The organism is Halioxenophilus aromaticivorans, assembly GCF_042850945.1.
GTDB lineage: Bacteria > Pseudomonadota > Gammaproteobacteria > Pseudomonadales > Cellvibrionaceae > Halioxenophilus > Halioxenophilus aromaticivorans.
Genome location: NZ_AP031496.1, coordinates 2,680,802 through 2,706,107, shown reverse-complemented (window position 1 = coordinate 2,706,107; position 25,306 = coordinate 2,680,802). Strand labels below are relative to the sequence as shown.

28 protein-coding genes are annotated in these 25,306 nt (G+C 50.3%); 6 read left to right on the top strand and 22 right to left on the bottom strand.

The window, feature by feature from the left end:
• Nucleotides 1–3: 3 nt before the first annotated feature.
• The 6 genes from ACGHM3_RS11885 to ACGHM3_RS11860 all read right to left on the bottom strand — a co-directional run bounded on the left by ACGHM3_RS11885 (nt 4) and on the right by ACGHM3_RS11860 (nt 5,405).
• A complete protein-coding gene (locus ACGHM3_RS11885) occupies nt 4–996 on the bottom strand; it encodes a D-cysteine desulfhydrase family protein (RefSeq protein ID WP_345428256.1) in 993 nt (330 codons plus the stop codon).
• A gap of 85 nt (nt 997–1,081) precedes the next feature.
• A complete protein-coding gene (yajC, locus tag ACGHM3_RS11880; protein ID WP_345428254.1) occupies nt 1,082–1,429 on the bottom strand; it encodes a preprotein translocase subunit YajC in 348 nt (115 codons plus the stop codon).
• A gap of 125 nt (nt 1,430–1,554) precedes the next feature.
• Entirely contained in the window at nt 1,555–2,526 is a 972-nt protein-coding gene (locus ACGHM3_RS11875) for a helix-turn-helix domain-containing protein (RefSeq protein ID WP_345428252.1), read from the bottom strand.
• Between the two features lie 507 nt (nt 2,527–3,033).
• Nucleotides 3,034–3,510: a thioredoxin-dependent thiol peroxidase gene (bcp, locus tag ACGHM3_RS11870; protein ID WP_345428250.1), complete on the bottom strand. Its 477-nt coding sequence runs from the start codon at nt 3,508–3,510 to the stop codon at nt 3,034–3,036.
• A gap of 146 nt (nt 3,511–3,656) precedes the next feature.
• Nucleotides 3,657–4,637 carry a malate dehydrogenase gene (locus ACGHM3_RS11865; RefSeq protein WP_345428248.1) on the bottom strand — a complete coding sequence of 327 codons (981 nt, stop codon included), beginning with the start codon at nt 4,635–4,637 and terminating at the stop codon, nt 3,657–3,659.
• A gap of 138 nt (nt 4,638–4,775) precedes the next feature.
• Nucleotides 4,776–5,405: a dUTP diphosphatase gene (locus tag ACGHM3_RS11860; protein WP_345428245.1), complete on the bottom strand. Its 630-nt coding sequence runs from the start codon at nt 5,403–5,405 to the stop codon at nt 4,776–4,778.
• A 202-nt stretch (nt 5,406–5,607) separates the two neighbouring features.
• On the opposite strand from ACGHM3_RS11860, the gene ACGHM3_RS11855 reads away from it, so the two are divergent.
• Together ACGHM3_RS11855 and ACGHM3_RS11850 are read left to right on the top strand one after the other, a co-directional pair.
• Nucleotides 5,608–6,132 carry a phosphatase PAP2 family protein gene (locus tag ACGHM3_RS11855; RefSeq protein ID WP_345428243.1) on the top strand — a complete coding sequence of 175 codons (525 nt, stop codon included), beginning with the start codon at nt 5,608–5,610 and terminating at the stop codon, nt 6,130–6,132.
• 41 nt (nt 6,133–6,173) lie between these two features.
• Nucleotides 6,174–7,253 carry an MJ1255/VC2487 family glycosyltransferase gene (locus ACGHM3_RS11850; RefSeq protein ID WP_345428241.1) on the top strand — a complete coding sequence of 360 codons (1,080 nt, stop codon included), beginning with the start codon at nt 6,174–6,176 and terminating at the stop codon, nt 7,251–7,253.
• An 11-nt stretch (nt 7,254–7,264) separates the two neighbouring features.
• On the opposite strand, the gene ACGHM3_RS11845 is transcribed toward ACGHM3_RS11850, so the two are convergent.
• The 3 genes from ACGHM3_RS11845 to ACGHM3_RS11835 form a co-directional block, all read right to left on the bottom strand.
• Nucleotides 7,265–8,041 carry a TatD family hydrolase gene (locus ACGHM3_RS11845; RefSeq protein ID WP_345428239.1) on the bottom strand — a complete coding sequence of 259 codons (777 nt, stop codon included), beginning with the start codon at nt 8,039–8,041 and terminating at the stop codon, nt 7,265–7,267.
• Nucleotides 8,042–8,101: 60 nt separating this feature from the next.
• Nucleotides 8,102–8,455, bottom strand: a complete 354-nt coding sequence (locus ACGHM3_RS11840; protein WP_345428236.1) for a PilZ domain-containing protein — start codon at nt 8,453–8,455, stop codon at nt 8,102–8,104.
• A gap of 117 nt (nt 8,456–8,572) precedes the next feature.
• Nucleotides 8,573–9,556: a DNA polymerase III subunit delta' gene (locus ACGHM3_RS11835; RefSeq protein WP_345428234.1), complete on the bottom strand. Its 984-nt coding sequence runs from the start codon at nt 9,554–9,556 to the stop codon at nt 8,573–8,575.
• 119 nt (nt 9,557–9,675) lie between these two features.
• Between ACGHM3_RS11835 and ACGHM3_RS11830 the strand changes: the two genes are divergently transcribed.
• The gene (locus ACGHM3_RS11830) at nt 9,676–10,347 is read left to right on the top strand and encodes an RluA family pseudouridine synthase (RefSeq protein ID WP_345428233.1); all 672 of its coding nucleotides are present in this window, start codon (nt 9,676–9,678) and stop codon (nt 10,345–10,347) included.
• On the opposite strand, the gene ACGHM3_RS11825 is transcribed toward ACGHM3_RS11830, so the two are convergent.
• The 10 genes from ACGHM3_RS11825 to ACGHM3_RS11780 all read right to left on the bottom strand — a co-directional run bounded on the left by ACGHM3_RS11825 (nt 10,298) and on the right by ACGHM3_RS11780 (nt 18,010).
• Complete coding sequence (locus ACGHM3_RS11825; protein ID WP_345428231.1) at nt 10,298–10,618, bottom strand: VanZ family protein; 321 nt, start codon at nt 10,616–10,618, stop codon at nt 10,298–10,300. The two genes, ACGHM3_RS11830 and ACGHM3_RS11825, sit on opposite strands and share 50 nt — an antisense overlap.
• A gap of 88 nt (nt 10,619–10,706) precedes the next feature.
• Complete coding sequence (tmk, locus tag ACGHM3_RS11820; protein ID WP_345428228.1) at nt 10,707–11,339, bottom strand: dTMP kinase; 633 nt, start codon at nt 11,337–11,339, stop codon at nt 10,707–10,709.
• Nucleotides 11,340–11,348: 9 nt separating this feature from the next.
• Nucleotides 11,349–12,386 carry an endolytic transglycosylase MltG gene (mltG, locus tag ACGHM3_RS11815; protein WP_345428226.1) on the bottom strand — a complete coding sequence of 346 codons (1,038 nt, stop codon included), beginning with the start codon at nt 12,384–12,386 and terminating at the stop codon, nt 11,349–11,351.
• A 111-nt stretch (nt 12,387–12,497) separates the two neighbouring features.
• Nucleotides 12,498–13,739, bottom strand: coding sequence for a beta-ketoacyl-ACP synthase II (fabF, locus tag ACGHM3_RS11810; protein WP_345428223.1), 1,242 nt, complete (start codon nt 13,737–13,739; stop codon nt 12,498–12,500).
• Between the two features lie 169 nt (nt 13,740–13,908).
• Nucleotides 13,909–14,145, bottom strand: coding sequence for an acyl carrier protein (gene acpP, locus ACGHM3_RS11805; RefSeq protein ID WP_012487300.1), 237 nt, complete (start codon nt 14,143–14,145; stop codon nt 13,909–13,911).
• Nucleotides 14,146–14,337: 192 nt separating this feature from the next.
• Nucleotides 14,338–15,081 carry a 3-oxoacyl-ACP reductase FabG gene (fabG, locus tag ACGHM3_RS11800; RefSeq protein ID WP_345428206.1) on the bottom strand — a complete coding sequence of 248 codons (744 nt, stop codon included), beginning with the start codon at nt 15,079–15,081 and terminating at the stop codon, nt 14,338–14,340.
• A gap of 78 nt (nt 15,082–15,159) precedes the next feature.
• On the bottom strand, nt 15,160–16,104 hold the full coding sequence (fabD, locus tag ACGHM3_RS11795; RefSeq protein ID WP_345428204.1) for an ACP S-malonyltransferase: 945 nt from the start codon (nt 16,102–16,104) through the stop codon (nt 15,160–15,162).
• 97 nt (nt 16,105–16,201) lie between these two features.
• The gene (plsX, locus tag ACGHM3_RS11790) at nt 16,202–17,212 is read right to left on the bottom strand and encodes a phosphate acyltransferase PlsX (RefSeq protein ID WP_345428202.1); all 1,011 of its coding nucleotides are present in this window, start codon (nt 17,210–17,212) and stop codon (nt 16,202–16,204) included.
• Nucleotides 17,213–17,215: 3 nt separating this feature from the next.
• The gene (rpmF, locus tag ACGHM3_RS11785) at nt 17,216–17,395 is read right to left on the bottom strand and encodes a 50S ribosomal protein L32 (protein WP_345428199.1); all 180 of its coding nucleotides are present in this window, start codon (nt 17,393–17,395) and stop codon (nt 17,216–17,218) included.
• 78 nt (nt 17,396–17,473) lie between these two features.
• The gene (locus tag ACGHM3_RS11780) at nt 17,474–18,010 is read right to left on the bottom strand and encodes a YceD family protein (RefSeq protein WP_345428197.1); all 537 of its coding nucleotides are present in this window, start codon (nt 18,008–18,010) and stop codon (nt 17,474–17,476) included.
• A gap of 69 nt (nt 18,011–18,079) precedes the next feature.
• On the opposite strand from ACGHM3_RS11780, the gene ACGHM3_RS11775 reads away from it, so the two are divergent.
• A complete protein-coding gene (locus tag ACGHM3_RS11775) occupies nt 18,080–18,670 on the top strand; it encodes a Maf family protein (protein WP_345428195.1) in 591 nt (196 codons plus the stop codon).
• Here the strand turns inward: ACGHM3_RS11775 and ACGHM3_RS11770 are convergent.
• The 3 genes from ACGHM3_RS11770 to ACGHM3_RS11760 all read right to left on the bottom strand — a co-directional run bounded on the left by ACGHM3_RS11770 (nt 18,667) and on the right by ACGHM3_RS11760 (nt 21,338).
• On the bottom strand, nt 18,667–19,650 hold the full coding sequence (locus tag ACGHM3_RS11770; RefSeq protein ID WP_345428193.1) for a S49 family peptidase: 984 nt from the start codon (nt 19,648–19,650) through the stop codon (nt 18,667–18,669). The genes ACGHM3_RS11775 and ACGHM3_RS11770 overlap by 4 nt on opposite strands.
• A gap of 73 nt (nt 19,651–19,723) precedes the next feature.
• Nucleotides 19,724–20,362 (bottom strand): HAD-IA family hydrolase, encoded by a 639-nt coding sequence (locus ACGHM3_RS11765; protein ID WP_345428189.1) that lies wholly within the window; start codon nt 20,360–20,362, stop codon nt 19,724–19,726.
• Nucleotide 20,363: 1 nt separating this feature from the next.
• Nucleotides 20,364–21,338, bottom strand: a complete 975-nt coding sequence (locus ACGHM3_RS11760) for an RluA family pseudouridine synthase (protein WP_345428187.1) — start codon at nt 21,336–21,338, stop codon at nt 20,364–20,366.
• Here ACGHM3_RS11760 and ACGHM3_RS11755 point away from each other — a divergent pair.
• Together ACGHM3_RS11755 and rne are read left to right on the top strand one after the other, a co-directional pair.
• Nucleotides 21,318–21,746, top strand: a complete 429-nt coding sequence (locus ACGHM3_RS11755; RefSeq protein ID WP_345428424.1) for a hypothetical protein — start codon at nt 21,318–21,320, stop codon at nt 21,744–21,746. The genes ACGHM3_RS11760 and ACGHM3_RS11755 overlap by 21 nt on opposite strands.
• Before the next feature lie 602 nt (nt 21,747–22,348).
• Nucleotides 22,349–25,210: a ribonuclease E gene (rne, locus tag ACGHM3_RS11750; protein ID WP_345428185.1), complete on the top strand. Its 2,862-nt coding sequence runs from the start codon at nt 22,349–22,351 to the stop codon at nt 25,208–25,210.
• The last annotated feature ends 96 nt before the right edge of the window (nt 25,211–25,306 follow it).

The window sequence follows — 25,306 nt, the reverse complement described above, 5'->3', positions numbered from 1 at the left end:
AATTTACAGGCTAAAACCAAAAGCGGTTTTTTGGGCGAATAAACCAAAGGTACCGCCGGTGTGTACAAAAACAATATCCTTTGCACCACTGTATTTGCCGGCAGCAATATCACACATCAAACCGTGAAAAGCCTTTCCGGTGTAAACTGGGTCTAGTAGTAAGCCAGTTCTAGAAGCGACATCTTTGATACGATCGTACAATTCTGGGTAACCCACTGCGTAGCCTGGCCCAACATAGTCATCAACGGTAGTGATCGGCACCAGCTGTGGGTCGATGGCTAGCTCGTAGGCGTCGACACACCGCGTAATATCGGTTAATGCTTTGCGATTAAAATAATCAGCATCATCACACACTGCGTAGCCCACAACCCTTGCCGATAAGCCGTGCGCGTAGCCGCCCAAACTTAAACCTGCTTGGGTACCGCCGGAGCCTGTTGCGCAGACGATCAAGTCGGGATCAATTGCGTTTTGCTGAAAATCCGATTTCAGTTCCTGGGCACATTTGACGTAACCCCAAATGCCAATTTCATCACTGGCACCGGTGGGAATGACATGCGCAGTACGGCCCTGGGATTGGTAATCTTTGGCTCGCTGAGCAAGTAGGTTATTTAAGTTGGCCTGGTATTCTTGGGCGGAAAAGGTCTCTATGGTTGCACCGGCAAGGTTATCGATAAATAAATTACCTTCGATCTCACGGCCGCCCTCTTCTCGCAAAATTAAGTGCACCTTTAGGCCTAACCTAGCCCCCACCAGGGCCGTCGCTCGGCAGTGGTTAGACTGCAAGCCACCACAGGTAATCAGCGTATCAGCACCGCTGCGCTTTGCATGGGCAACCACAAACTCTAATTTTCGCACTTTGTTTCCACTCAAACCGCTGCCGGTGAGATCGTCTCGTTTAATCCAGATACGCGGCCAAGACCTATCGTCACGGTAGTTGAGCTGTTCTAGCGGGGTGGGAATGTGGGCAAGGGCTGTAGAAGCGGGTAAAGTGATCATAGATGTCCGTTCCGGCAATCGCATTATGGTACGTGTGAAAGACGGGATCAACCAAGGGGTGGAAGAACCCACCCCAGAGACAATTTTACGCAGAGGCACCAACTTTTTTGATAGTACCTTTAGGTAATACTGCGTGAACAGATGCTTTTTGATAACGCAGCTCTACGTTATTGGCCGCCTCTACGGTGACATAATCTTCGTCGACCTTGCTCACTTTCGCCAGCAAGCCGCTGGTCATAACAACCTCATCACCTTTACTTAGTGCGCTGATCAGGTCGGTATGCTCCTTTTGTCGCTTGCGCTGCGGGCGGATTATGAAAAGGTACATAAATAGGAACAAGCCACCAAACATGATAAGGGTTGGAAGCATGCCGCCTGGTTGACCGGGCTGTGCGCCGGATTGGGCAAACGCCTGAGGAATAAAGAAACTCATGAAGGAATTCTCGTTACAGTTTGAATCATCACCATGGTTGGTGGGCAAAAATCGGGGCTACTGTAACGGTTTTGAAGAATAGTGGCAAATTGGACCATGCCCCCGTGTGGGGGCAGGCGGTAAATCTAGGCGTAGTCTCTAAACAACTTACGAAATGCGCTGGGAGACAGCCCCGTCCAACGCTTGAACGCATTGGTAAAACTGGTTCTGTCGGAGAAATCGAGCGCAGTTGATATGCTGTCTATGCTGGCATTTTGTTCGATCAAATAGTCTATAGAGTAATGAAAGCGAACTTTATCGCGAATCTCAGCGTAGCTTAAATCCTGCTGCTGTAACCGGCGCTGCAATGTGCGCTTGGACAGACTAAGCTCCGCTGCGATATCACCAATACCCAAAGGGTCCTGGCCAACACGTTTTTTAAGTACCTCTACAACTTTACCTGCAACACCATACACCTCAGGTAACCGAGCTTGTAATAAATAATCGTCAAAATGCTTAACGCCTGGAGTAGCGTAACCCGCCTTTTGAGATTTTTGGTCTTTGTACGTTGCTTGCAATTCGATCATCTTGCCCACTCCCTTCGAGGTTAGAACGATGGATTCACGATCATCGTCTGAGTAGTTGTGAGAAAAACCTTTCGCTGAGAAAAAACAAACCAGGCCGAAAACCTCCCCGTGGACAACTAGAGGAGCAGCCAAAATATTTTGAACCACCCTTCCATTATAGGACAGATTTAGAGAGTTTAAAGATGTCGTCGTAATATTTTCTTCAATTAATAAGGAATTTGGTTGAATAACTTTCGAAACTAACGGTTCTGTTACCTGCAGCAACTGACCATCGTATAACGAATCGATATTGGATTGACTGGTTACTATTCTGACTACACCACCGATGCGCTGACCGATAAATCCAGAATCACACTGAAACATTTCACAACCGGCTTTGATATAGAGCGAGAGTGTAGATCGCAAGTTGGACGAAGGCGCGGTCAGCACCTCATTGAAAAACCGCAGCCGATCCAACATAGATTGGAACTTGTACTTTGTTAAATTTATCTGTGGTTCTTGTTGGTGACTCTCTGGTGCTAGTGTACTCAACTAAATTCTCCTAAATCACCGTCGTGTTCGGGTGTGGATCCATCTACCCGCTATCTGAGAAGGTGCTTTTAAAGGCCTGTAAATTTTGGCTATTTAAAAAGGTACAACCTATTGCGAAACACAATATAAAGCCATATATACAAATGCCAATTTGTTAAAGTAAACGCCAGGAATTCGGTAAGTTGTGAATTTTGCAGGTATTTTCACGCTTGCGAGCGGCTGTAGATGGCACAGCGGTATCGCAAGGAAGTACTTTTATCCTTTAGCAGGATCTTATTGGGCAAAAGTATACCGATGACACCGTTGCTTAAGATCTAAGCATCTCAATGTAGCACTTATCGCCGATGTTTTGGTAATAGATTAATAATTTTAAAACAAAGGTCACACTTGGGAAGGGAACGCTTTAACAAATGCACAATACTTAGGCGGGAAAAGTTCGAGCAGGATCCAAACATTAGATAATACTAATAGAATGGCCTTAGCTCGAACTATGAATCAAAATTGGGCTTAAAGTGACAGGTTAGACAGAGTTTCCAAAAGAACTTGGTCGTGATTATTGGTTTTAAACTTGTCGAGAACGTGCTTCAAGCGGCCGTCCTTCCCAACAATAAACGTGGTGCGAATAATCCCCATGAATTCACGGCCCATAAATTTCTTTAACTGCCAAACACCGTATTTTTCCGCAATAGCATGGTCTTCGTCGGACAGAAGATCAAAGTTGAGATTTTGTTTGTCAGTGAACTTAATCAGCCGCGTTACCGGGTCAGGGCTCAACCCGAGCACAACCGTATCTAATTTCTCCAGCTCAGCACGAATGTCGCGCAGGCCGCAGGCCTGGGTGGTGCAACCGGGAGTCGATGCTTTTGGATAGAAGTAAACAACCACGTTTTTGTTGTCCCGAAAATCTTTTAGGTTAACAAACTCGTCGTTTTGATTTTTTAACTTAAACGCTGGGGCTATATTGCCGACCTTGGGAAATGCCATAACAGATATCCTGATCGCGAAAGTTCATGGTTGGGAAGCGTCGAGACACACGCAACATAACTGAGGAATGAGTACTTAAAGATGAGGGAAGATGAAGAGAGCGCAGAGCTGCGCCCTCTCACAAAGTGCCGAATTGTTACCGACTGCTATGGTAACAAGTGGCTTACTGCATCACGCTCTTTCTGTAATTCTTCCTCAGTCGCTTTCATTTTCGCTTTAGAGAAATCATTCAGCTCTACGCCCTGCACGATCTGCCAATCACCATCTTTACAGGTACATGGGAAGGAGTAAATCAAACCTTCTTGAATACCGTAACTGCCATCGCTGTAAACAGCCATAGAAGTCCAGTCGCCGTCTGGAGTGCCTAGAGCCCAATCACGCATGTGGAAAATTGCGGCGTTGGCTGCAGACGCGGCAGAAGAAGCTCCACGCGCATCGATAATGGCCGCACCACGCTGCTGAACAGTTGGGATGAAGTCGTTCTCGTACCAAGCTTGGTCGATCAAAGAAATTGCGTCTTTGCCGTCAACACCAGTGTGATGTATGTCTGGGTATTGAGTAGAAGAGTGGTTACCCCAAATGGTCAGCTTGGTCACATCATTAATGGTAGTGCCGGTTTTCTGAGCCAACTGAGTCATGGCACGGTTGTGGTCCAAACGAGTCATGGCGGTGAATTGACGAGGGTCAATATCCGGCGCATTACGCTGAGCAATCAACGCGTTGGTGTTTGCTGGGTTACCAACAACCAATATTTTGATAGCGCGAGAAGCGTGGTCATTGATGGCTTTACCCTGGGCCGAGAAGATAGCAGCATTGGCTTCCAGCAAGTCTTTACGCTCCATGCCTGGCCCACGAGGGCGAGCGCCAACTAATAGCGCGTAGTCAGCGTCTTTAAAGGCAACGTTGGCGTCATCGGTACATACCATACCAGCCAACAGTGGGAAGGCACAGTCATCCAACTCCATTGCAACGCCCTTTAACGCGCCCAAAGCTGGGGTGATTTCAAGCATTTGCAAAATTACGGGCTGATCAGCGCCAAGCATTTCGCCAGCGGCAATTCTAAATAGTAGCGAGTAACTGATTTGTCCCGCTGCGCCGGTTACGGCAACACGTACTGGTGCTTTCACTTCAATTCTCCAATTATGACTATAAAACGAATTTGGCTGATCGCATCTCGCGTTCAGGAAGGTGGGCAATTATAGGCTTTTGACAGTTTTTTTCATCAGCAAAAAGTATAGTAACAGCCGATATCGCCCAATTAATAATCAATTTTGTGAATATCGCTGGCTCAATTGTTCGTACAACCACTCTAAAAAGTTAACGCCTTCGTCAGGTTGGTTGTTTTTTGCCCCCGCCAATAACTCGGCCAGATGTACGTTATCTTCTCGCCCGGCCCAATCTTTTTGATAACTGCCTTCTTTATACCCATGATCCTGTCGGAATCGATTGAGCACATTCTTGCCCACATACATGTCGTATAAATCATCAAAAGACATCTCGGCCAGTTGCACTAACTGGGCGAAAAGTTGTACGTCAAAGCGTTTTTCCCCTACAGTTTTGGCGACAAACTCTTCTAAGGTCTCGGCGAAATCTGAGTCACTTTTGCCGGTGTTCTTCAATTGACCGGCTAAAACCTGCCCCAGAGAATCTATATCCTGGGTCTGTTGCAGCAGCATACTCAAGCCAAAATGCCAAATATCTACCAGCTCCAATTGCACCTGAGGTAAGTCCGGGGTTTGCTGCTTCCACCACTTCCAGCCGTAGTGGTCCAGCAACTCCGCTGATTCGATCCAAATAGCGCGATACCACTCAAACCCCTGTTGCCGCCACTGCGGATGTACTTGAGTGTTAATTTGCTCCTGCAGAGCGAGCATATCGATGATCTTTTGCTTCATGGGTAAACATTCCTTGGTGTAGCCGCCACTGGGGGACGGATTATGCCCTAATAGCAAAGGTGGATGCCATTTCTATGGATTGCCGCTAGGCGTACCAACAAAAACCGTGTTAGTCTCCGATATTGTAATATTACGGAAATATTCCGCCCGTTTAATTGTCACATCTTGTGTTTGAGAGTATCTCGCTCAAGGAAATATCTGGATGAGACTGCTGCAAAGTATACATAACCTAGACATAGCCACCTTTTTATGGTGTCGCCGTCGAAAAAACCATGAACGACTGGCCGCAGCCAGCCGTTGGGTGTCTCGTACTGCAGACGGCCCTCTCTACGTTTTGATTGGGGGTATACTTGCCATGGCGGATTATGTTTCCGTAATTCCTATGTTCTTAGCCGCTTTTGCGGTTGAACGCTGCTTGTACACTGTCACCAAAAAGTTCTTTAAGCGCAACCGGCCTCCAGAAGCAATCCCCAACTTTAAGTCGGTCATCATTCCCTCAGATCAATTTAGCTTTCCGTCTGGGCATACATCGGCTGCATTTATGATGACTGTGATGCTGTCGGCCATATTTCCACCCCTGTACTGGGCACTATTGCCCTGGGCGGCCATGGTCGGATTGTCTCGCGTGATCTTAGGCGTGCATTTCCCTACAGATATTCTCGCTGGCGCTAGCTTAGGCACTGTATGTGGCCTCACCGCCCTGAGTTTTCAGCATTTGGCAATGTAAGCCATAGCATCTCTTTTTGACAGATAACAGGCAAGCTCCCAATGAAGATCCTTTACGGTGTCCAAGGCACCGGCAACGGCCACATTACCCGTGCACGCGCCATGGCGAAAGCATTTGCGGCTAGGCCGGACGCCGAGGTTGATTATGTATTCAGCGGCCGGGACAAGCACAAATACTTCGATATGGATCCGTTCGGAGACTACGCCAGTTTTAGAGGGCTCACCTTTCGCCACAAGGCCGGCAAAATATCCCCGACGGCAACCATTAAAAGCAACAAGCTGCTGCGTCTACTGCAAGATGTGAAAAATCTTTCAGTTGCAGATTACGATTTAGTGGTCACGGATTTTGAGCCAATAACAGCTTGGGCAGGCAAGCTGGCAAGGAAACCCGTCATTGGTGTGGGGCATCAATACGCATTTCGCCACAAGATCCCCAAAAAGGGCGATAGCTGGGCCGCCAATACCGTGATGAATATGTTCGCTCCGGTAAGCTTAGGTCTGGGTTTGCACTGGCATCACTTCGGCGCCCCAATTCTGCCCCCCATCGCAGATACCAACGACGCTGACCAGGAGATAGAGCCAGACAAAATCTTAGTGTATTTAGGTTTTGAAGCACCGGATAAAGTCATCGATATGCTGTCTCAAATCAGCGGTTATCGTTTTTTCTACTACGGCGAATTTGAAAAAGCTCACACCCAAGGCTCTATACATTTTCGCCCCTTGAGCCGAGACGGCTTCCAGCGCGACCTCGCCACGGCCAGCGGGGTAATTTGCAACGCCGGCTTTGAGCTGGCCAGCGAAGCTCTGGAGCTGGGTAAAAAATTGTTGGTGAAACCGCTTTTTGGTCAAATGGAGCAACTGTCTAACGCGCAGGCCTTGAAAGAACTGCAACTGGGGAGTGTTATGCAGAAGCTGGATGCCAGCGTTGTAGAGGATTGGCTAGCCAATCAACCCAACGTCAAAATCCATTACCCTAACGTGGCTGGAGCCATCGTTAACTGGTTGCTCAACGGAGAATGGACTGACGCTACCCGGTTGGAATTATGCCAGATGCTGTGGTCCGGTGTGCATACCGCCGATATCGACAACTACTCAAAGATAGAACAGCTTGCGGTGGGCTAGGTTCGGGTTTATTACGCCGGTTTAAAAAGCCGCTCAAAGTTGGCCGTTGTAATCTCGGCCAGTTCCTCAAGAGGTACCCCTTTTAATTCAGCAATGTACTGGGCTACTTCTAACACAAATTTGGGCTCATTCTTTTTGCCTCGATATGGCACCGGCGCTAAGTAAGGTGAATCGGTTTCCACCAATAAGCGATCCAGCGGCATTTTTCTCACCACATCGCGTAACGCTTCCGCGTTTTTAAAGGTAACAATGCCTGAGATGGATATGCAGTAATTCATATCCATGGCTCTACGAGCCATATCCCAATCTTCGGTGAAGCAATGCAATACGCCGGCAGTTTCCAAATCTCCGTACTGCTTGATGAGAGCAAGCGTGTCTTCTTTAGCGTTGCGGGTATGAACCACGATGGGCTTGAAGGTTTGCGCACCGGCACTTAGGTGAGCGACAAAACTCTCCTGTTGTTGCGCTTTATTGGCATCGTCGTAATAGTAGTCCAAGCCCGTTTCACCCAGCCCAAGTATCTTAGGGTGGTCCTTAGCCCAAACCACCAATTGTTCAGCCGCGGCGGTGCCACTGCTAACGTCCAAAGGATGAATGCCAGTGGTGGCGTAGACATTGTCAAATTGTTCAGCGATAGCAAGTACAGTAGATCGGTTTTCAACGCTGATGGAAATACACAGCAAGCGATCAATTCCGCGAGCCATCGCCGCTTGAATTGCATCCGCTAGGTTACCGTTGTAAGGAGAGAGATCTAGGCGATCAAGATGGCAGTGAGAATCTACTAACATGGGGTACAACTTGAGAAAACGGCGGCTTAGGCAACCGAAGTGATTGGTTTAAAGTCAGGCTTACATTGTATGGGTTAATCGATCAGAATCCAAAGCTCCTGCCAGATAGTTTTCAATTTTGTGGTTGGCCATATCGTCCTGATCGTTGAATTGCACGCCAATACCGGCGGCTCGATTGCCCTGGGCACCCTTTGGCGTTACCCAAATGACTTTACCGGCAACGGGAATCTTCTCCGGTTCGTCCATCAAGCTTAGCAACATGAACACCTCATCTCCTAGCCGATAGCTCTTGGCCGTGGGAATGAACAAACCGCCGTTTTTTACAAAGGGCATATAGGCCGCGTATAACACCGCCTTATCCTTAATAGTGAGGGATAATATTCCGTTCCTGGCACCGCCACCTAGACCTTTCATTAGCTATCTCTAATTGGTTTGTTGGTAAATCACACTGCACCAGCGCGATAGACTATGCCTGTTCATACGGGCTGGCTTTATCAGTTTAGCCTACTACGCAGATTTCGCATGGCAACATCAACTTAACCGCTGGTAGTCGATGAGTAGACTTTCTAGCGCCAGTTGAGGATTGGGATTAGCGCCGCTGCGCACCTTTGCCAACAGGGCCAGGACTTTGTCTCTAAAGTTCAAGAGCCCCCCCGTCTGACGTTGCCAAGCCAACCACGCCTGCTGCCTGTCGTCACCGGCCTCACCGCCATCCATAGCCCCCGTAGAAGCTTGCACCCGCCCTTCCACAAACTCGATAACCAAGTGACAAACCTGCTCAATCGGCTGACAGTTTAACTTCTGCGCCGTACCCACAGGCCCAATATCACCCGCCGCTAGCTCAGACAACAGATTCTGGACCTGTTCCCGAGCAGCCATCAGCTCACCATCCAGTAAGCTAAACGCTTTTACCGGCAGACCGCGAGCGGCTTCCAGAAGATCGGCGGCTTGGTCGCCAGCCATGGCGGTGAGCCATTGAATGCTTTGCTCGCGCGCTGGAATTGGCAACTTCAGCAGCTGGCACCGACTATTAATAGTGGGCAGTACACCGCTAGGCTGATGGGTAAACAACAACAAGTGCGTTGCGCCGGGAGGTTCTTCCAGGGTTTTTAACAAGGCGTTAGCCGCATTTAAATTAAGCAATTCCGCCGGCCCCAACAAAACCACCTTACGGCCACTCATCTGTGCCGAGCCATAGATCTGGCTTTGTAAGGCTCGCACTTCTTCGATTTTGATTTGCTTTCCTGGGTCCGGCATCACTTGCCGAAAATCCGGGTGTGTCTCTGCGTTAAACAAATTGCAGCCCTTGCATTTGCCACAGCCGAGATTATGGTCGGGCTGATTGCATAACAGCAACTGGGCCAAAGACCGAGCGATTTGCAGCTTCCCTACCCCCTCCAAACCGGAAAACAACAACGCGTGGGGCAATTGGGAATTCTCAAACTGCTGAAATAACTGCTGCCAGGCCGATCGCTGCCAGGGATAAGGAACTGCAACTTTGGTGCTTTCAGCCATTTTTTACTCTTTCACTTCAACTTTTGACGAGGTGTTTAATTGCTCGCATTGCCCCGGAAGACCTTGCATCACGGCATTACAGACAGTAAATTTTGCCACGTTTTAACTAGGCTAATCCCATGAACCCCAGCGACTTTGACGATTACCAGATTGTTTACCAAGACCAAGACGTACTCGTGGTGAACAAAGCGCCGGGGCTGCTCACCGTTCCTGGCCGACTGCCAGAAAATAAACGCTCGCTAGCCACGCTAATCACACAATGCTATCCCAACTCTCACATAGTACATCGATTAGACCAGGCGACTTCGGGGTTGTTAGTTGTGCCACAAAGCAAAAACGCATTGAGCAACCTAGCCAAACAATTCCAGGGCAGAACGGTTGGTAAACGTTATCAGGCTGTAGTTACCGGCATTTTGAACTCGGACCAAGGAGAAGTAACAGCACCAATGATGTGTGACTGGCCCAATCGCCCCCGCCAAATCGTCCACGCTGATGGCAAACCCTCGCGGACTCGATTTAGAGTGCTGGCAAAGAATACCGACAGCAACAGCACACGTGTGGTTTTACACCCAGAGACAGGCAGATCACATCAGCTGCGGGTACACATGCAACACCTTGGGCACCCCATTCTGGGCGATAATCTCTATGCCGATGCTGGCGACGCTGAACGCACTCCAGTGCTGATGCTACACGCGGAACAACTCACGTTTCGCCATCCCACCAGTAACACTCAAATGACCTTTACCGCGCCGCCACAGCACTGGCCACACTTAACCGGCACCACCCAATGAGCCGGTCGAGCAACGGCTGGCTGGCAGACACTAGAAGAAAACCCAGTAATATACCGGAACCGTTGGCCATTAAATCCAACACGGAAAAACTGCGCCAGGGCAGCGCGTGCTGAACCAACTCTACTAACAAGCTAAATAACCAGAGCACGGTAAGCAGCACCCACATCTTAGACATGCGCTGCACCAGCAAATAGGCAGAAAAAACGGCAATGCAATAACCGGTTGCATGCAGCACTAAATCATTTATGCCTTCGTTAACTGTCTCTGGCATTTTGGCAATACCCAACAGAAAATACAAAACCAGCATTATTGAGAATTGGCCAGTTATAACTGCCTTAACAAACATAGCGAGCGGCGACCTAGCAGGAAAGAAATTGCGTAATAATGGTTTGCACGTCGGCTCGAACCGTTTCTATGGAAGCACTGGCATCAACCAATCGATAATAACTTTCTGTGTGTGCACGCTGTAGATAGAGCGTTCTTATGCGCTCAAAAAAGACCTGCTCTTGCTGCTCGAAACGATCTAGCGCGCCACGCCCTCGGGCCCGCTCTAAACCGAGCCCCACGTCCAAGTCGAACAATAGCGTTAAATCCGGCCGCACATCTCCTTGCACCAAAGTCTCCAGCGTGGCGATCGTGTCTACAGACAAGCCACGGCCTGCCCCCTGGTAGGCATAGGTGGCATCGGTGAACCGATCGCACAATACCCAGGTACCCTTAGCAAGAGCGGGTTTGATAAAGGTATTAAAATGCTGCGCCCTGGCGGCAAACACAAGCAGAAGCTCAGCCATCTCATCAACCGGTTCGTCCCGAGGTCGCAACAAGGTGGTTCGTATCTCTTCTGCTAACGGGGTTCCACCCGGCTCACGGGTGGTGACCACCTGTTTACCTTGGGCTTCCAAAAACGTTTTAACGGCGGCAATGTTTGAACTCTTGCCGCCCCCCTCTACGCCCTCAAAGGTGACAAATTTTCCGGGTACCTGTTTGCTCATAATCCATTACTACTGAGTTGTGGGGGTTGATCGATAATCCGTTCGCCGCTTTAAAATTTGGTACTCCCGAACCGCTTTGTTGTGCTCTGCCAGCGTTTCAGAAAAATAATGACTGCCATCGCCCTTGGCGACAAAATACAGCGCCTTGCCGTTATCGGGATTAAAAACCGCGTCAAGTGCGGCTTGCCCCACTAAGGCAATAGGGGTTGGCGGCAGCCCCTTAATCACATAGGTATTGTAGGTGGTTGCCTCCCGCAAATGCTTACGCGTTATATTGCCCTGATATCGTGAGCCAAGCCCGTAAATTACCGTTGGATCGGTTTGTAAACGCATGTTTTTTTGTAGCCGACGGGTGAACACGCCGGCAATAACCGATCGCTCACTGGGTACACCGGTTTCTTTTTCTACAATAGAAGCCATTACCAGCGCTTCATAGGGTGTTTGGTAAGGCAAGCCGTCTGCCTTACCTTGCCACAACACCGCCATCGCTTGCTGCATCTTTTGAAGCGCCCGCCGCATAATGCTGAGGTCGGTGTCACCTTTGTGAAATGAGTAAGTATCAGCAAAAAACCAGCCCTCCGGATGAGGATGTTCAGAGGGCAAAATCGCCGTAAGTGCAGGGTCATCGATACCAGACAGGGTCTTGGTGATTTTGTCGTGGCCTTGCACCGCAGCCAAGGCTGCGGCAGCAGTCCAGCCCTCTACCAATGTGACGCTGCGCTCGATTACCTGACCCGACATTAATAGTCGGTTGATCTGATCCCAGCTTTGATTTGGAGCAATATAATACTCACCAAACTGAATATGCGTTTGCTTTTTGAGTTTGCTGTAAATGAGTGCCGCTTTAGGAATTGAAACAACCGACAACTGCGCCAATCGGTTTACCGCCGAGGTGAGCGTCTCACCGCGACTAACTTCAAATTCAAGGGGGGCTGAATACGCCAGCGGCTGTTCCGCCCAGTAGTTAAGGCCATACAGGCTGGCCGCTGCACCGGCCGCCGCCAGAGTAATCAGTATAACGATGGTGATAATAATCCGCTTAACCATAGGCACGGCTAAGCTCTGTGACTCGGATTACAGACGGTGGCGGCACGCCCAATGAGTAATACAGACTTAAAAGCCACCTCCGAACTCAACACCAATCTCACAATCCGGGCCTTATACGCGACCAAAAACTACGGTACCGTTAGTGCCACCAAAGCCAAACGAATTTGAAAGCGCTGTTTCAATCTTCATTTGCTGAGCAACCTTTGGCACCAGGTTTAAGCCTTGTACCAGCGGGTCTGGTTCATCCAGATTAATGGTCGGCGGAGCCACTTGATCACGAATGGCTAGCACGGTGTAAATAGCCTCCACCGCGCCGGCAGCACCCAATAAATGACCAATCATAGACTTAGTGGAACTAATAGCTAGATTACTGGTGTCGCCTTTAAAAATACTGCGTAAGGCTCTAACTTCGGCCAAATCACCCACGGGTGTAGATGTGCCGTGGGCATTGACGTAGTTGACCGCATCGGCGGATAAACCGGCGTCTCTCAATGCATTTTCCATGGACATAGCCGCACCAGAGCCATCTTCAGGTGGAGAGGTAATGTGGTAGGCGTCACCGCTCATACCGAAGCCCAATAGCTCGGCCAATATGTTGGCGCCGCGCGCTTTAGCGTGCTCGTACTCTTCTAATACCAATACACCGGCACCGTCACCCAGCACAAAACCATCGCGGCCTGTATCCCACGGCCGACTAGCCAACTCCGGCGCATCATTTCTGGTGGACAGGGCTCGGGCGGCACCGAAGCCTGCCAGCCCAACGCGAGTGGTGGCCATTTCAGCGCCACCAGCGAGCATCACATCGGTCTCACCCATAATGATGGATCGCGCCGCCAAGCCAATGGCATGGGTGCCAGTAGTACAGGCAGTTACCACCGCCAGGTTAGGGCCTTTGAAACCGTATTTAATGGAAAGGTTACCGGCAATCATATTGATGATTGATCCGGGTACAAAAAATGGGCTTACTCGTCGCGGGCCTTTTTTTTCGATGGTGAGAGTAACGTTTTCAATCTCTGCCAAGCCGCCGATACCCGAGCCAATGACGGCACCCATTTTAGGGGCAAGCTCATCTGTCACTTCAATACCAGAATCAGCCATAGCCTGCATGCCAGCAACAATGCCGTACTGCACAAAGGCGTCGAGCTTTTTAGCTTCCTTAGGTGGAAGGTAGGTATCCAGATCTAAATCACGAACCGAGCAGCTAAATTTGGTGTTAAACGGCGTAATATCGAATTTATCGATGGTACGTGCGCCACTCACTCCGCTTAAGATGTTTGACCAATTCTCTTGAACGGTGTTACCAACAGCGGTCACCATTCCTAAACCAGTCACAACAACTCTTCTTCGGGACACTACAGCCTCCACAATTTTGGTCTTACAAATAAAAAGTTTCTTTAATCGCGTAACAATGCGATGACACTGGCCAGCGGTTGTGCTGCAAGTATTAAAAATAAAGCCGTACTAAGGACTTAGTACGGCTTCGGAACTCACTGAAACTACTGCGGTGTCAACGCGGGTGCAATTAAGCTAGGTTGGCGTTGATGTAGTCGATAGCCAACTGAACAGTGGTGATTTTCTCAGCTTCTTCGTCTGGGATCTCGGTCTCGAATTCCTCTTCCAAGGCCATTACCAGCTCAACGGTGTCGAGAGAATCAGCGCCAAGATCTTCTACGAACGAGGCTTCGTTTTTTACTTCTTCTTCTTTAACGCCCAATTGCTCGGCAACGATCTTTTTGACGCGTTCTTCTATGCTGCTCATATCTTTTTTTAACTCCTAGTCGGTATAAAATCTTAGAGCCGATGTACTACTACATTGCAGGTACGACTAAATCTCGATGGTTCGGCCTAATCGCGGGCGCATTTTACATTGAATACGGCCACAATGTGAATCGATGAGTACAAATTAATTACGTTTCGACGCACTTAGCCAAAAGTTGCTGCAACGCAACACCTATGCCATGTACATTCCGCCGTTAATATGTATGGTTTCACCGGTGATGTAGGCGGCCTTATCGCTGGCCAAAAAACTGACCAAATCAGCAATCTCTTGGGCCTCACCCAAACGGCCTGCCGGCACTGCGGACAGCATGGCACTACGCTGGTCGTCGTTCAAGGCACGAGTCATGTCGGTATCAATAAAGCCAGGAGCGATGGTATTCACCGTAATCCCTCTAGAACCAACTTCTTTGGCCAATGAACGCGAAAAACCGCCCACACCGGCTTTGGTAGCGGCGTAGTTGGACTGCCCAGGGTTACCCATGGAGCCAACAACCGACGCGATATTAATTATGCGCCCCCACTTGGCTTTCATCATGCCACGCAGAACGCCTTTGGCCACCCGAAAAACAGAATTGAGGTTGGTATCAATGACATCAAACCACTGCTCGTCTGACATGCGCATCAATAGGTTGTCTTTGGTAATGCCGGCGTTGTTCACCAAAATCGTGGGCACACCAAACTCTTCTCCGATGGCAGCGATAACATCAGCGACGGATTGCGCATCAGTGACATTGAGCACCATGCCTTTACCCGTGACGCCAGCCTCAGACAGACTTTGGCTGATCTTATCGGCACCCGCTTGTGAGGTTGCCGTACCAATAACGATGGCGCCTTCTGAGCCCAACTGCTGAGCGATTGCAGCGCCAATGCCTCGTGAAGCCCCCGTTACCAGCGCAACTTTACCATTTACAGACATATCCGTTCCCTTACAGGTAATAACTAATGATGCAAGCCAACAGCGATTCAAAACGCATTAACTGCTCGCACCCAAGGATTAAGCGTTGAGTTCATCCACCGCACTGTTTATCGCGGCAATGGCATCCGTACTGTAGCTTTTGATGGATTTATCAATACGTTTCATCAATCCATTCAGCACCTTGCCTGAGCCACACTCCACCGCAGCATTTACCCCCAGGCCGGCCAACGCTCTCACGCAATCAACCCACAGCACCGGCTGATAAATCTGCTGGATCATGAGCTTTTTAATAGCATCTGGATCCGCCTCTGTTTTGGCATTGACGTTATGCACAATAGACAGCTCGGGAGAATGAAAGTCCGTTTTTTCAATGAGTGGCGCGAGCTTTTCCGCCGCTGGCTGCATCAAATCACTGTGAAATGGCGCACTCACTGCCAGCGGCATGGCGCGTTTGGCACCCGCGGCCTTACACGCATCAACAGCCCTATCAATGGCAGATTTATGACCTGCAATAACGACTTGGCCGGGTGCGTTGTAGTTCACGGGGACAACCACCTCACCAAGAGCTGCTTGCTCGCAACACTGACGTGTGGTTTCGTCATCGAGACCGATAATAGCTGCCATTGAGCCAACACCCGCGGGAACCGCCTCTTGCATGAACTGACCTCGCGCACGCACTAGCTCTATGGCGTCTTCGAATTTGACAACGCCAGCACACACCAATGCTGACCATTCGCCAAGGCTGTGGCCAGCAAGCACTTGAGGTTGCGGCCCACCTAGGAATTGCCATACACGCCATAATGCCACACTGGCGGTTAATAACAGCGGCTGCGTCACTTCGGTCATATCGATCTGACCAGACTCATCAGTTTGGCTCAGAGCCCAAAGGTCGTAACCCAATACAGCAGAAGCTTGTTCGAAGGTTTTTAGGACCTCCAGATGCTCTTGTGCCATTTCGGCCAACATACCTTTACTCTGCGATCCCTGACCTGGGAAAACAAAGGCTAAATGAGGTTCTGACATAGTTACTCTCTAAAATACAATAAAGCGCTAGAATTCGATGAAGCGCTAAAATTCAGTGAAACGCTTAAATTTCGTGAGGCAATAAGGCAAGTGACCGTTACTGCCCTTCGCCTAGTTTGCGAGCAATAGCTTGAGCCTGCAGACGCTGCGTTAGACCGGTGCCGGCTAGCTCTTTGGCCATGACCAAGGCGGACAAAAACCCGCGCTCATCGGTACTGCCATGGCTCTTTATTAGCGGGCGGTTAAGCCCCAGCAAGCAGGCGCCATTATAACGAGCAGGATCAAATTGTTTATGCCATTTTCGCAACAATGGCTGGGCAAATCGGCCAAGCAACCGGCCATACAAATTCTGACGAAAGGATGATTTCAGCTGACCCAGGGCTAAACGTGCCACCCCCTCACTGACCTTAAGCGCCACGTTACCCACAAATCCGTCCGCAACGATCACATCTACGCTACCGCTGTAGATGGCATCACCTTCTATATAACCGACATAATTAAGGCGGCCGTCCTGTTTAAGCAGGGCATCGACTTCGTGGATCACACGGTTGCCTTTGCTGTGCTCCACACCGATATTCAATATCGCAACACTCGGCGATGGATTATGATCCAGCTCCGCAGCCATTGCGCTGCCCATTAGCGCAAAGTTGTGCAGCATTTGGGCATCGGCAATGGCATTTGCCCCCAAATCCAACATATAGCTGTGGCCCGCCAGCGTGGGAATGGCTTTGCAGATAGCTGGTCTACGGATATTATCGAAGGTACCCAAATGATGCCGCCCTAAGGCAACCAAAGCCCCGGTGTTACCAGCGCTAATAACGGCATCGGCAGCACCTTGGGAGCAGGCCTCTATCGCCTGAGCCATGGTTGAATCTTGCTTATTGCGCAAAACATTGGCCGGAGAGTCGTCCATGGTAACAACAGACGGGGAATACACGATGGATATATTGGCGGGTAACTCTTTCGGCACAACAGTGCCATCACTTAGAAAAAGTGAGATGTCTGTATCAGAGTGGGATTCGGCGAATGCGATTGTGGCGGGAATAGTAGAACGGGGACCGAAGTCCCCGCTCATAGCGTCTACTGCAATGGAAAAACGAGAGGTCAAGCGTTACTCTTCGCCAGTATCCACTACTTTTTTGCCGCGGTAAAAACCATCTGCGCTCACATGGTGACGCAGGTGCTTCTCACCGGTGGTTGGATCCATAGACAAGGTTGGACCAGTCAGGGCATCGTGTGAACGACGCATTCCACGACGAGAACGGGTCTTTTTATTCTGTTGAACAGCCATTTATTAAGCTCCTAAAATTTTGTACAGTTGCAATTCTAGTCTCTAGGCAGCCAGGGGCGCCCTCTTTGTAGCACTGTGCTACTCCGGCGAGCCCTTCAGTTGCTCCAAAACGCTAAATGGGTTGCGCACAGGCTCTTCCTGCTCGCTACCTTCATGTTTGGAAGAATACAATTCCGGCTCAACGCATTGCGTCTGGTGATAAGCCACCATTGGCAGCGCCAGCAGTATCTCTTCTTCTATTAAGTGGTATAAATCTGCCGATGCATCTACCACAGTCCAGGGATCGAGATCCTTGGGTAAAGCCTGGGCCTGCGCTTCGCCAGCAACCAGAGCAAGGTGAACATCCGAGTGTACGGATTGCTCTAACTCGCCCAAACAGCGCTGACACTGCACATACACCGTGGCAGATATTTGACCATCTACAACTCGATGAGCTCGTTCATCGGTGGTGAAGGATAAATCCACGTTCACCACGCCGTCGTCGCGCACCAAGGCAGAGTTTAGCCTCTCCAGTTTATTTAAGGGTACAATCCCCCCTAAATCACAGCCTTGATTAGCCATTTTGCGCGCATCAAGATACTGGGGTAATACTCTGGAATCTGGGGCTTGAGTCATAGGCGCGCAATTCTAGGGATACAAATGGCCACTGTCAAAGAAAACTTACGTTAATCTAAAGGGATGTCAATGAAATTAGTTTTAGCCTCCGAGTCACGCTACCGGGCTGAGGTTTTACGTCAACTGCGAGTGCCGTTTGTTCAGGTGACTAGCAACCACCCGGAAGAAACCATCGCCAATGAACCACCGAAAGCGAGGGCACAGCGCCTAGCAATAGAAAAAGCTGAAGCGGTGGCAAAAACCATCGATTACCCGGCCCTAATCATTGGCTCAGACCAAGTAGCAAGCATCAACGATGAGCTACTATCCAAGCCAGGCACCGTAGAAAAGGCAAAACAACAACTGGCCAAGAGCAGCGGCCAAAACGGTCATTTTTACACCGGCTGCTGCGTTTATAACACCGCAAATCAACAATCTTTTAGCGCAGTGGACACGGTGACGGTGAAATTCAGGACGCTAACACAAGAAGAGATCGCCGCCTATATAAAGCAAGACAACCCCCTGGATTGCGCCGGCAGCTTCAAAATTGAAGCATTGGGCATTGCCCTGATGGAGGAAGTGCGCAGTAACGATCCCACCAGCCTCGTAGGATTAGGGTTAATTAACCTTTGCAACCTACTGAAAAAGCACAACTTTAACCCAATTATCCACACCAACTAATGCAAGGTCATAGGCGCCTCTGCCGTTGCCGTTTGGGATATACCCTCACCAATGGAAACGCCCAGCTGCTCGATCACCCTCTGCAAAGGGTTAGGCCTCACTCCGTAATCAACCATCTCCTCAACACCGATAACATCTCGCGCAACATAGCCGGCACTACCTAAGCCATCCACCAAGCCTAGCTCCAGCGCCTGCTCGCCATTCCAAATTAGGCCGGAGAACAAATCGGCTTGGTTGGACTGCAGACGATCTCCCCTACCCTTTTTTACCACATCAATAAATTGCTGATGGGTGGCGCCAAGCACCGAATTCCAAAACGCCACTTCACCCTCCTGCTCAGGGGCAAATGGATCGAGAAAACCTTTGTGCTCACCGGACGTATAGGCCCGGCGCTCAATACCCAACTTATTCATTAAGCCAACAAAACCGAAACCTGCCGCAGTCACCCCTATGGAGCCCACCAAACTGGCCTTATCGGCGTAGATTTGGTCAGCAGCAACCGCAATGTAATAGGCGCCGGAGGCGCCTAAATCCGAAATGGCGGCATAGACTTTTTTGTCTGGGTGCAGCGCCTTGAGACGATATATCTCATCGTTGACATAGCCCGATTGCACCGGGCTCCCGCCTGGGCTGTTTATTGCCAACAACACTGCCTTGCTGTTCTCCGCCTCAAAGGCCTTGCGCAATCCGGTAACAATGGCGTTCGCGCTGGCCTCTTCTCCATCGGCAATAACGCCATTTACCGGCACAACTGCAACGTGGTCTTTGCCAATGGTCGCTGGAACCCCAAGCTGACTGCCCACACGAAACACCATCAACGCCGCAAAAATATAAACAAACACCAGAATTTTAAAAAATATCCCCCATCGACGTGTTTTCTTCTGCTCGCGATGGGTCTCCATCAACATCTTTTCAATCAACAACCACTCTTTGGGTGTCGGCTGGGGCTTGTAGGCTTCAGCCTTGGACTGATTTTCCAATATTTTCCCCTTAAAATTCAGAAGCTTAAAAAATATATCTCAACCAAAATAACTAACAATTTACTTTAACTTACTACTTGCCAGATTCCCAATGCAAAAGCTCTGGTATCGAGTCCAATAGGCGTAACGGGCGACACTCCTGAAGCTCTTCGCGCCCGTGAGAGCCGAATGTCACCGCCAGCGACGGCATGCTCGCGGCAGAGGCCATCTCCAGATCGAAGGTAGTGTCCCCTACCATTACCGAATCTTCAGCCGCGAAACCCAATTCGCACATGATCTCATGCAGCATTTGCGGATTGGGTTTAGAGGCTGTTTCATCGGCACATCGCGTGGTGCAAAAAAAGTTCTCCAAACCCACCGCCGCCAGACTTCGATCCAAACCAAAACGAGCTTTACCAGTGGCTACTGCTAGGCGATGGCCACGCGCTCTTAACTCCAGCAACGTCTCCTCCACGCCTGCAAATAATGGCGCTGGTGTACTTTCTGCGGCGAAGGCCTGCCGATAGTAATCCGCTATTCTGGCCTGTTGGTGGTCGCCCGCACAGGGGAACAACCTCTCCACGGCCACGGGCAACGCCAAACCAATAATCTGTTGCGCCCTGGCGGCAGGTAAAGGAGACTCTCCCGCCATGGCCGCCGCGGTTTGAAGACTGCGAACGATCTTTGCCAAGGAATCGCACAAGGTGCCGTCCCAATCGAAAACAAATAACACTCTAGGACTCTCCTTGCCTTAGCTTTTCCAACAACCGAACCAAATCTGTCAATAGGGGCGCCTCAACCTCCAAACCAGGAAAATCCTCACCTGGCGGCACCGACAAACCGCATGCGTGTAAACATAGGCGAAGCGAGGCCAGCCGACCAACTTCTCTGTTAACTTGATCGTCACCGTACTTAGGATCACCCACCAGCGAATGCCCCGAAAATTGGGCATGCACTCGTATCTGGTGAGTTCGGCCGGTCAGCGGCTCGGCTTGCACCAGGGTTAGCGGCCCCACCGAGGGAACCATAAACCTTTCCACCACCTGGAAGCGGGTTTGGCTGAGCTTGCCCTCTGGGTGAACCTTTACAATCCGGTTACCGTCCGGCAGCTCTAGCCGCTTCAGAGGCTGATCGACAAGTTGAACCCGCTCCGGCCAAGCACCCATAACCAGAGCGCGGTAACGCTTCTGAATCCCACGGCCGGCCCGCAACCGCTGTTGCAAAGCCTTTAAGGCCGAGCGTTTCTTCGCCAGCATGACACAGCCAGAGGTTGCTTTATCTAACCGATGCACCAACTCTAGATAGCGGCAATCACTGCGGATTTGACGCATGGCTTCAATTAACCCTAGATCGACACCATCGCCGCCGTGCACCGCGATGCCCGAGGGCTTGTTAATCACCATGACTGCATCTGTTTCGTACAGAATTGAAGACTCAAGATGACGCCAGAGCGATTGGCTCGGTGCCGCAATGTTAGGCGCCTCAGCCAACCTAATCGGAGGAATGCGAACCAAATCACCCGCTTTTAGCTTATATTCCGGTTTGACCCGCGCTTTATTAACCCGCACCTCTCCTTTTCGCAAAATCCGATAAACCCGGGATTTAGGGACCCCCCGCAAGGATCTCATCAGGAAATTATCGATTCTTTGGCCTTCAAACTCGGGCTCCACAGTAACAAATGACACTTTGTGGCTGGATATTTCCGACAACTTTCACACACCTTTTATGCGGCTCTAAGCAAACCGAGCACAATCTTCAAAGAGCAGATGCGCCCACATGGCGCAAACATAGCACAAGCTAAGATCGAACACCGCCAGCACGCCACGAGCTTGACGTTAATATCAACCCACTCAAACAAAAAATGCGCAAATGACGCAATAAACACTCATGTTGCAGTGGTTTTAAGCCTTTGGCGCCGCATGCTTGTTGCTGATGTTGAAAACCACTGCTATATTCCGGCTTTGGCTAACCTAGGCTGGTTTCCGGGCAACGCACAAATAGGCTTGTCGCAAGGAAATACCGCTAATGGCCAATACGCAAGGCCTCAACAGCCGGCGCACCAGAACCTCAACAAAACGGGGCTGCTGGGATTGGCGCCAAGTCAAATTGTATTGTGACACTGTTGAGTATGAGCATGCCGCTCAGAGAGATCCATTTTCCTACTTGACCTCCCTAACACGCGGCCATAAACAACGACTAGCGCCGAGCTGCACGAAATAAGCCGCTGGGTTGTTAGATTTTAAAAACTGCGCTGATAACACACAGCTTAGTAGAAAAGACTAATACAAAGTCACTCCTTGTTACCTTAAAGCACTAAGGATTGGCTGTAATAGGCTCCGGCGATGATCGCACAATGCGATGCCGAGGCCCGCCGACAACATGTTACGACATGTACCGAAGGCTGGACTTAAAACGGTAGAAAACAGTAGCTCACGCATATTATTTGAGAGAATGACTTAAGCATAATGAGCTACCACCGGAGCGTTTGAATGTGATTTGTTTGGCAAAGTGCCAAACGTGTTGGGTACGAATCAACAATTTTGTTTAATCCTAGCCTCACAAGGGCTCGGCTTGTAAACGACGTAAATTGCTTACAGCTTGCACATCGCGCAAGCCTAATGCCATTGTTATTATGCATCAGTCGGCACCCAACTCACGTACAACGATCTACTTCAGCACATCAGAAACATCAGCGCCTAATTAAACAATTAGGACTCCAATGAAAAGAATGCTAATCAACGCCACCCAGCCTGAAGAGCTGCGTGTAGCGTTAGTTGATGGTCAGTGGTTATACGACCTAGATATTGAAAACCGCACCAGAGAACAGAAAAAAGCCAACATCTACAAGGGTAAAATTACCCGCATAGAACCCAGCCTAGAAGCTGCTTTTGTCGACTACGGTGCCGAACGTCACGGCTTCCTTCCCCTTAAAGAAATCTCCCGCGAATACTTCTCCAAAGACCCACGAGACCTGGATGGCCGCGTCAAAATCAAAGACGTTGTTAGAGAAGGCACTGAGGTCATTGTTCAAGTTGACAAAGAAGAGCGCGGCAACAAAGGCGCTGCGCTGACCACATTTATCAGCCTGGCCGGCCGCTATTTGGTATTGATGCCAAACAACCCCAGAGCCGGTGGTATTTCCCGCCGCATCGATGGCGAAGATCGCAGCGAACTGCGCGAGGCACTGTCCAGCATAGAAGTTCCCAGCGGCATGGGCACCATTGTGCGCACCGCCGGTGTGGGTCGAAGCCCAGAGGAGCTGCAATGGGATTTGGACTACCTGTTGCACCTGTGGAGCACAATTAAAACACAAGCTGACGAACTGTCAGCCCCACATTTCTTATTCCAAGAAAGTAACGTCATCATTCGCGCGATTCGCGATTACCTACGCCCGGATATCGGCGAAGTTATTGTCGATAACAAAGAGGCCTACGAGCTGGCCTGTGCTTTTGTTGACCAAGTTATGCCGAACTATCGCAGCAAGGTTAAGCTATACAGTGAAAAACCCTCACTGTTCAGCCGCTTTCAAATCGAGAGCCAGATTCAAACTGCATTCCAGCGAGAGGTGAAACTTCCCTCTGGCGGCTCTATCGTTATCGACGTTACCGAGGCCATGGTTTCCATCGATATTAACTCGGCGCGCGCCACCAAAGGCGGCGATATCGAAGAGACCGCCTTACAAACCAACTTAGAAGCCGCGGACGAAGTTGCCCGTCAGTTGCGTTTGCGAGACATCGGCGGTTTACAGGTGATCGATTTTATCGACATGCAATCCTCTAAAAACCAACGCGAGGTCGAAAACCGGCTGCGTGACGCTCTATCCATGGACAGAGCCCGAGTCCAAACCGCCCGTATCTCACGCTTCGGCCTGCTGGAAATGTCACGCCAGCGGTTACGTCCTTCACTGGGAGAAACCACCTCAAAAGTCTGCCCTCGCTGCAGCGGCCAGGGCACTATCTTGAGCACCAAGCCACTGGCTCTGTCGATTTTGCGATTGATCGAAGAAGAAGCACAGAAAGAGCACTCAGCAGAGATTCGCGCCATTACGCCGGTATCCGTAGGAACTTACCTTCTCAACGAGAAGCGACGCTCCATTACCGACATTGAAGCGCGCAACAACACTCGCGTGGTTATTGTGCCTAACGATGAAATGCAAACGCCGCATTTTGAAGTTCACCGCCTGCGTGCCGACGACGAAGGCACGCTGGAAACTAGCTATAAAATCTCTTCCACTAGCGAAGAAATCGACTCCGATGCTAAGTTGTTGAGCAACGAACCGGCACCCGAGCTGCCCAAACCTGCCGTTCAACAACTAGCGCACAGTAAACCCGCTCCTGCACCGGCCAAAGAGCCTGGCCTTGTGGCCAAATTGATGGCTGCATTGAAAAAACTGTTTGAAGGCGAACTTGAAGCTCCCGCTAAGAAAGGCGGTAACCGCGACACTAACGCCCGACAGCAGGACGGCAAAAACAATCGTAATCGGCAGCGTAACCGAAACGACAACCGCAACAAATCTGGTAAAGCGGGCAGCAAGCCGCGCAACCAACAGCAAAACCGGGATCAAGACGCTGATAACACTCAGCGACGCAAACCGCGCAAAGAGCGCAAGCCACGCAGTGAGCAACCTGAGAGAGACACCCAAAATACGTCCGAACAGGTTGTTGAATCTCGTGATAATCAGCAAGATGATCGCCCATCCAAACGTCCTAGCGGTAAGAAGGCGCGGCCTCAGCAGCGTCGCCGCGGTCGCAGAGATGGCAATTCACCAGCAGTGGAAGGTGCCCAAGGCATAGCAACATTAGCCGCCGTTGCGGAAACTGCAACGTCAACTCCAAAGCCAACAAGCGAGCCGGCTAAGGCCGTCGATGAGGCACCCGTTGAGCCAAAGGTTGCTAAGCCACCGCAAGTAGAGCCCACCACTGAAGTTAAGCCGTTTAAAACGGACAACAAAGCGGTTGCGGAGCTTGCTAATGAAACTGCCGATCTCGACCAGCAGGTAGTCATGGCGATTGATGAGCAGTCTCGCCAAATACAACCCGAGCCTGACGTAAATGTTACCGAGGAAACTACTCCTGTAGAGACAGCGGCTGAGACTTCTCCAACTAAGACCACTTCTCAAGCCACAGAGCAGGCTAAAGAAGATATCGAATCGGTAGAAGTTACCGCTTCCAGCGAAACCGTTACTTCGGCCTTCCCCGCCCAAGAGACCACGGCCACGGTTAGCCTGGAATCCGAGCAAGCAGAATCTGTAGACGCGCCCACACCATCGCCTGTAGAAACAGCACCTGTAGAACCACAGGCTGAAGAACCAGCGGCTGAACAACCGCAGGCTCAAGAACCAGCTGCGAAAGTAACTACAGCGGAGGAATCAGCCAAGGCTAGTAAACCGGGCGCTCGTGCCACTAACGATCCGCGGGTTAACCCTCAGGCTAAAGTGAGCCACGAGATTCGATCCGTGCAGAAAACGGTACAGCTGTCTCAGCCGTTAGATACCTCCAAGCCTGCGGCAATCAACCATCAACCCCGCCAGTTGGCTCGCCCAACCAATGATCCAAGAGCCAAGGCAGCATCTAACGAATAGCTTCAAGGTGGTAGGTCGGCCCCGCAAAGCGGGGTCGAAATCGTCAACCTGACCATTATTCGAACGAACCTAACAAACTTTATAAAAAATAAGGGG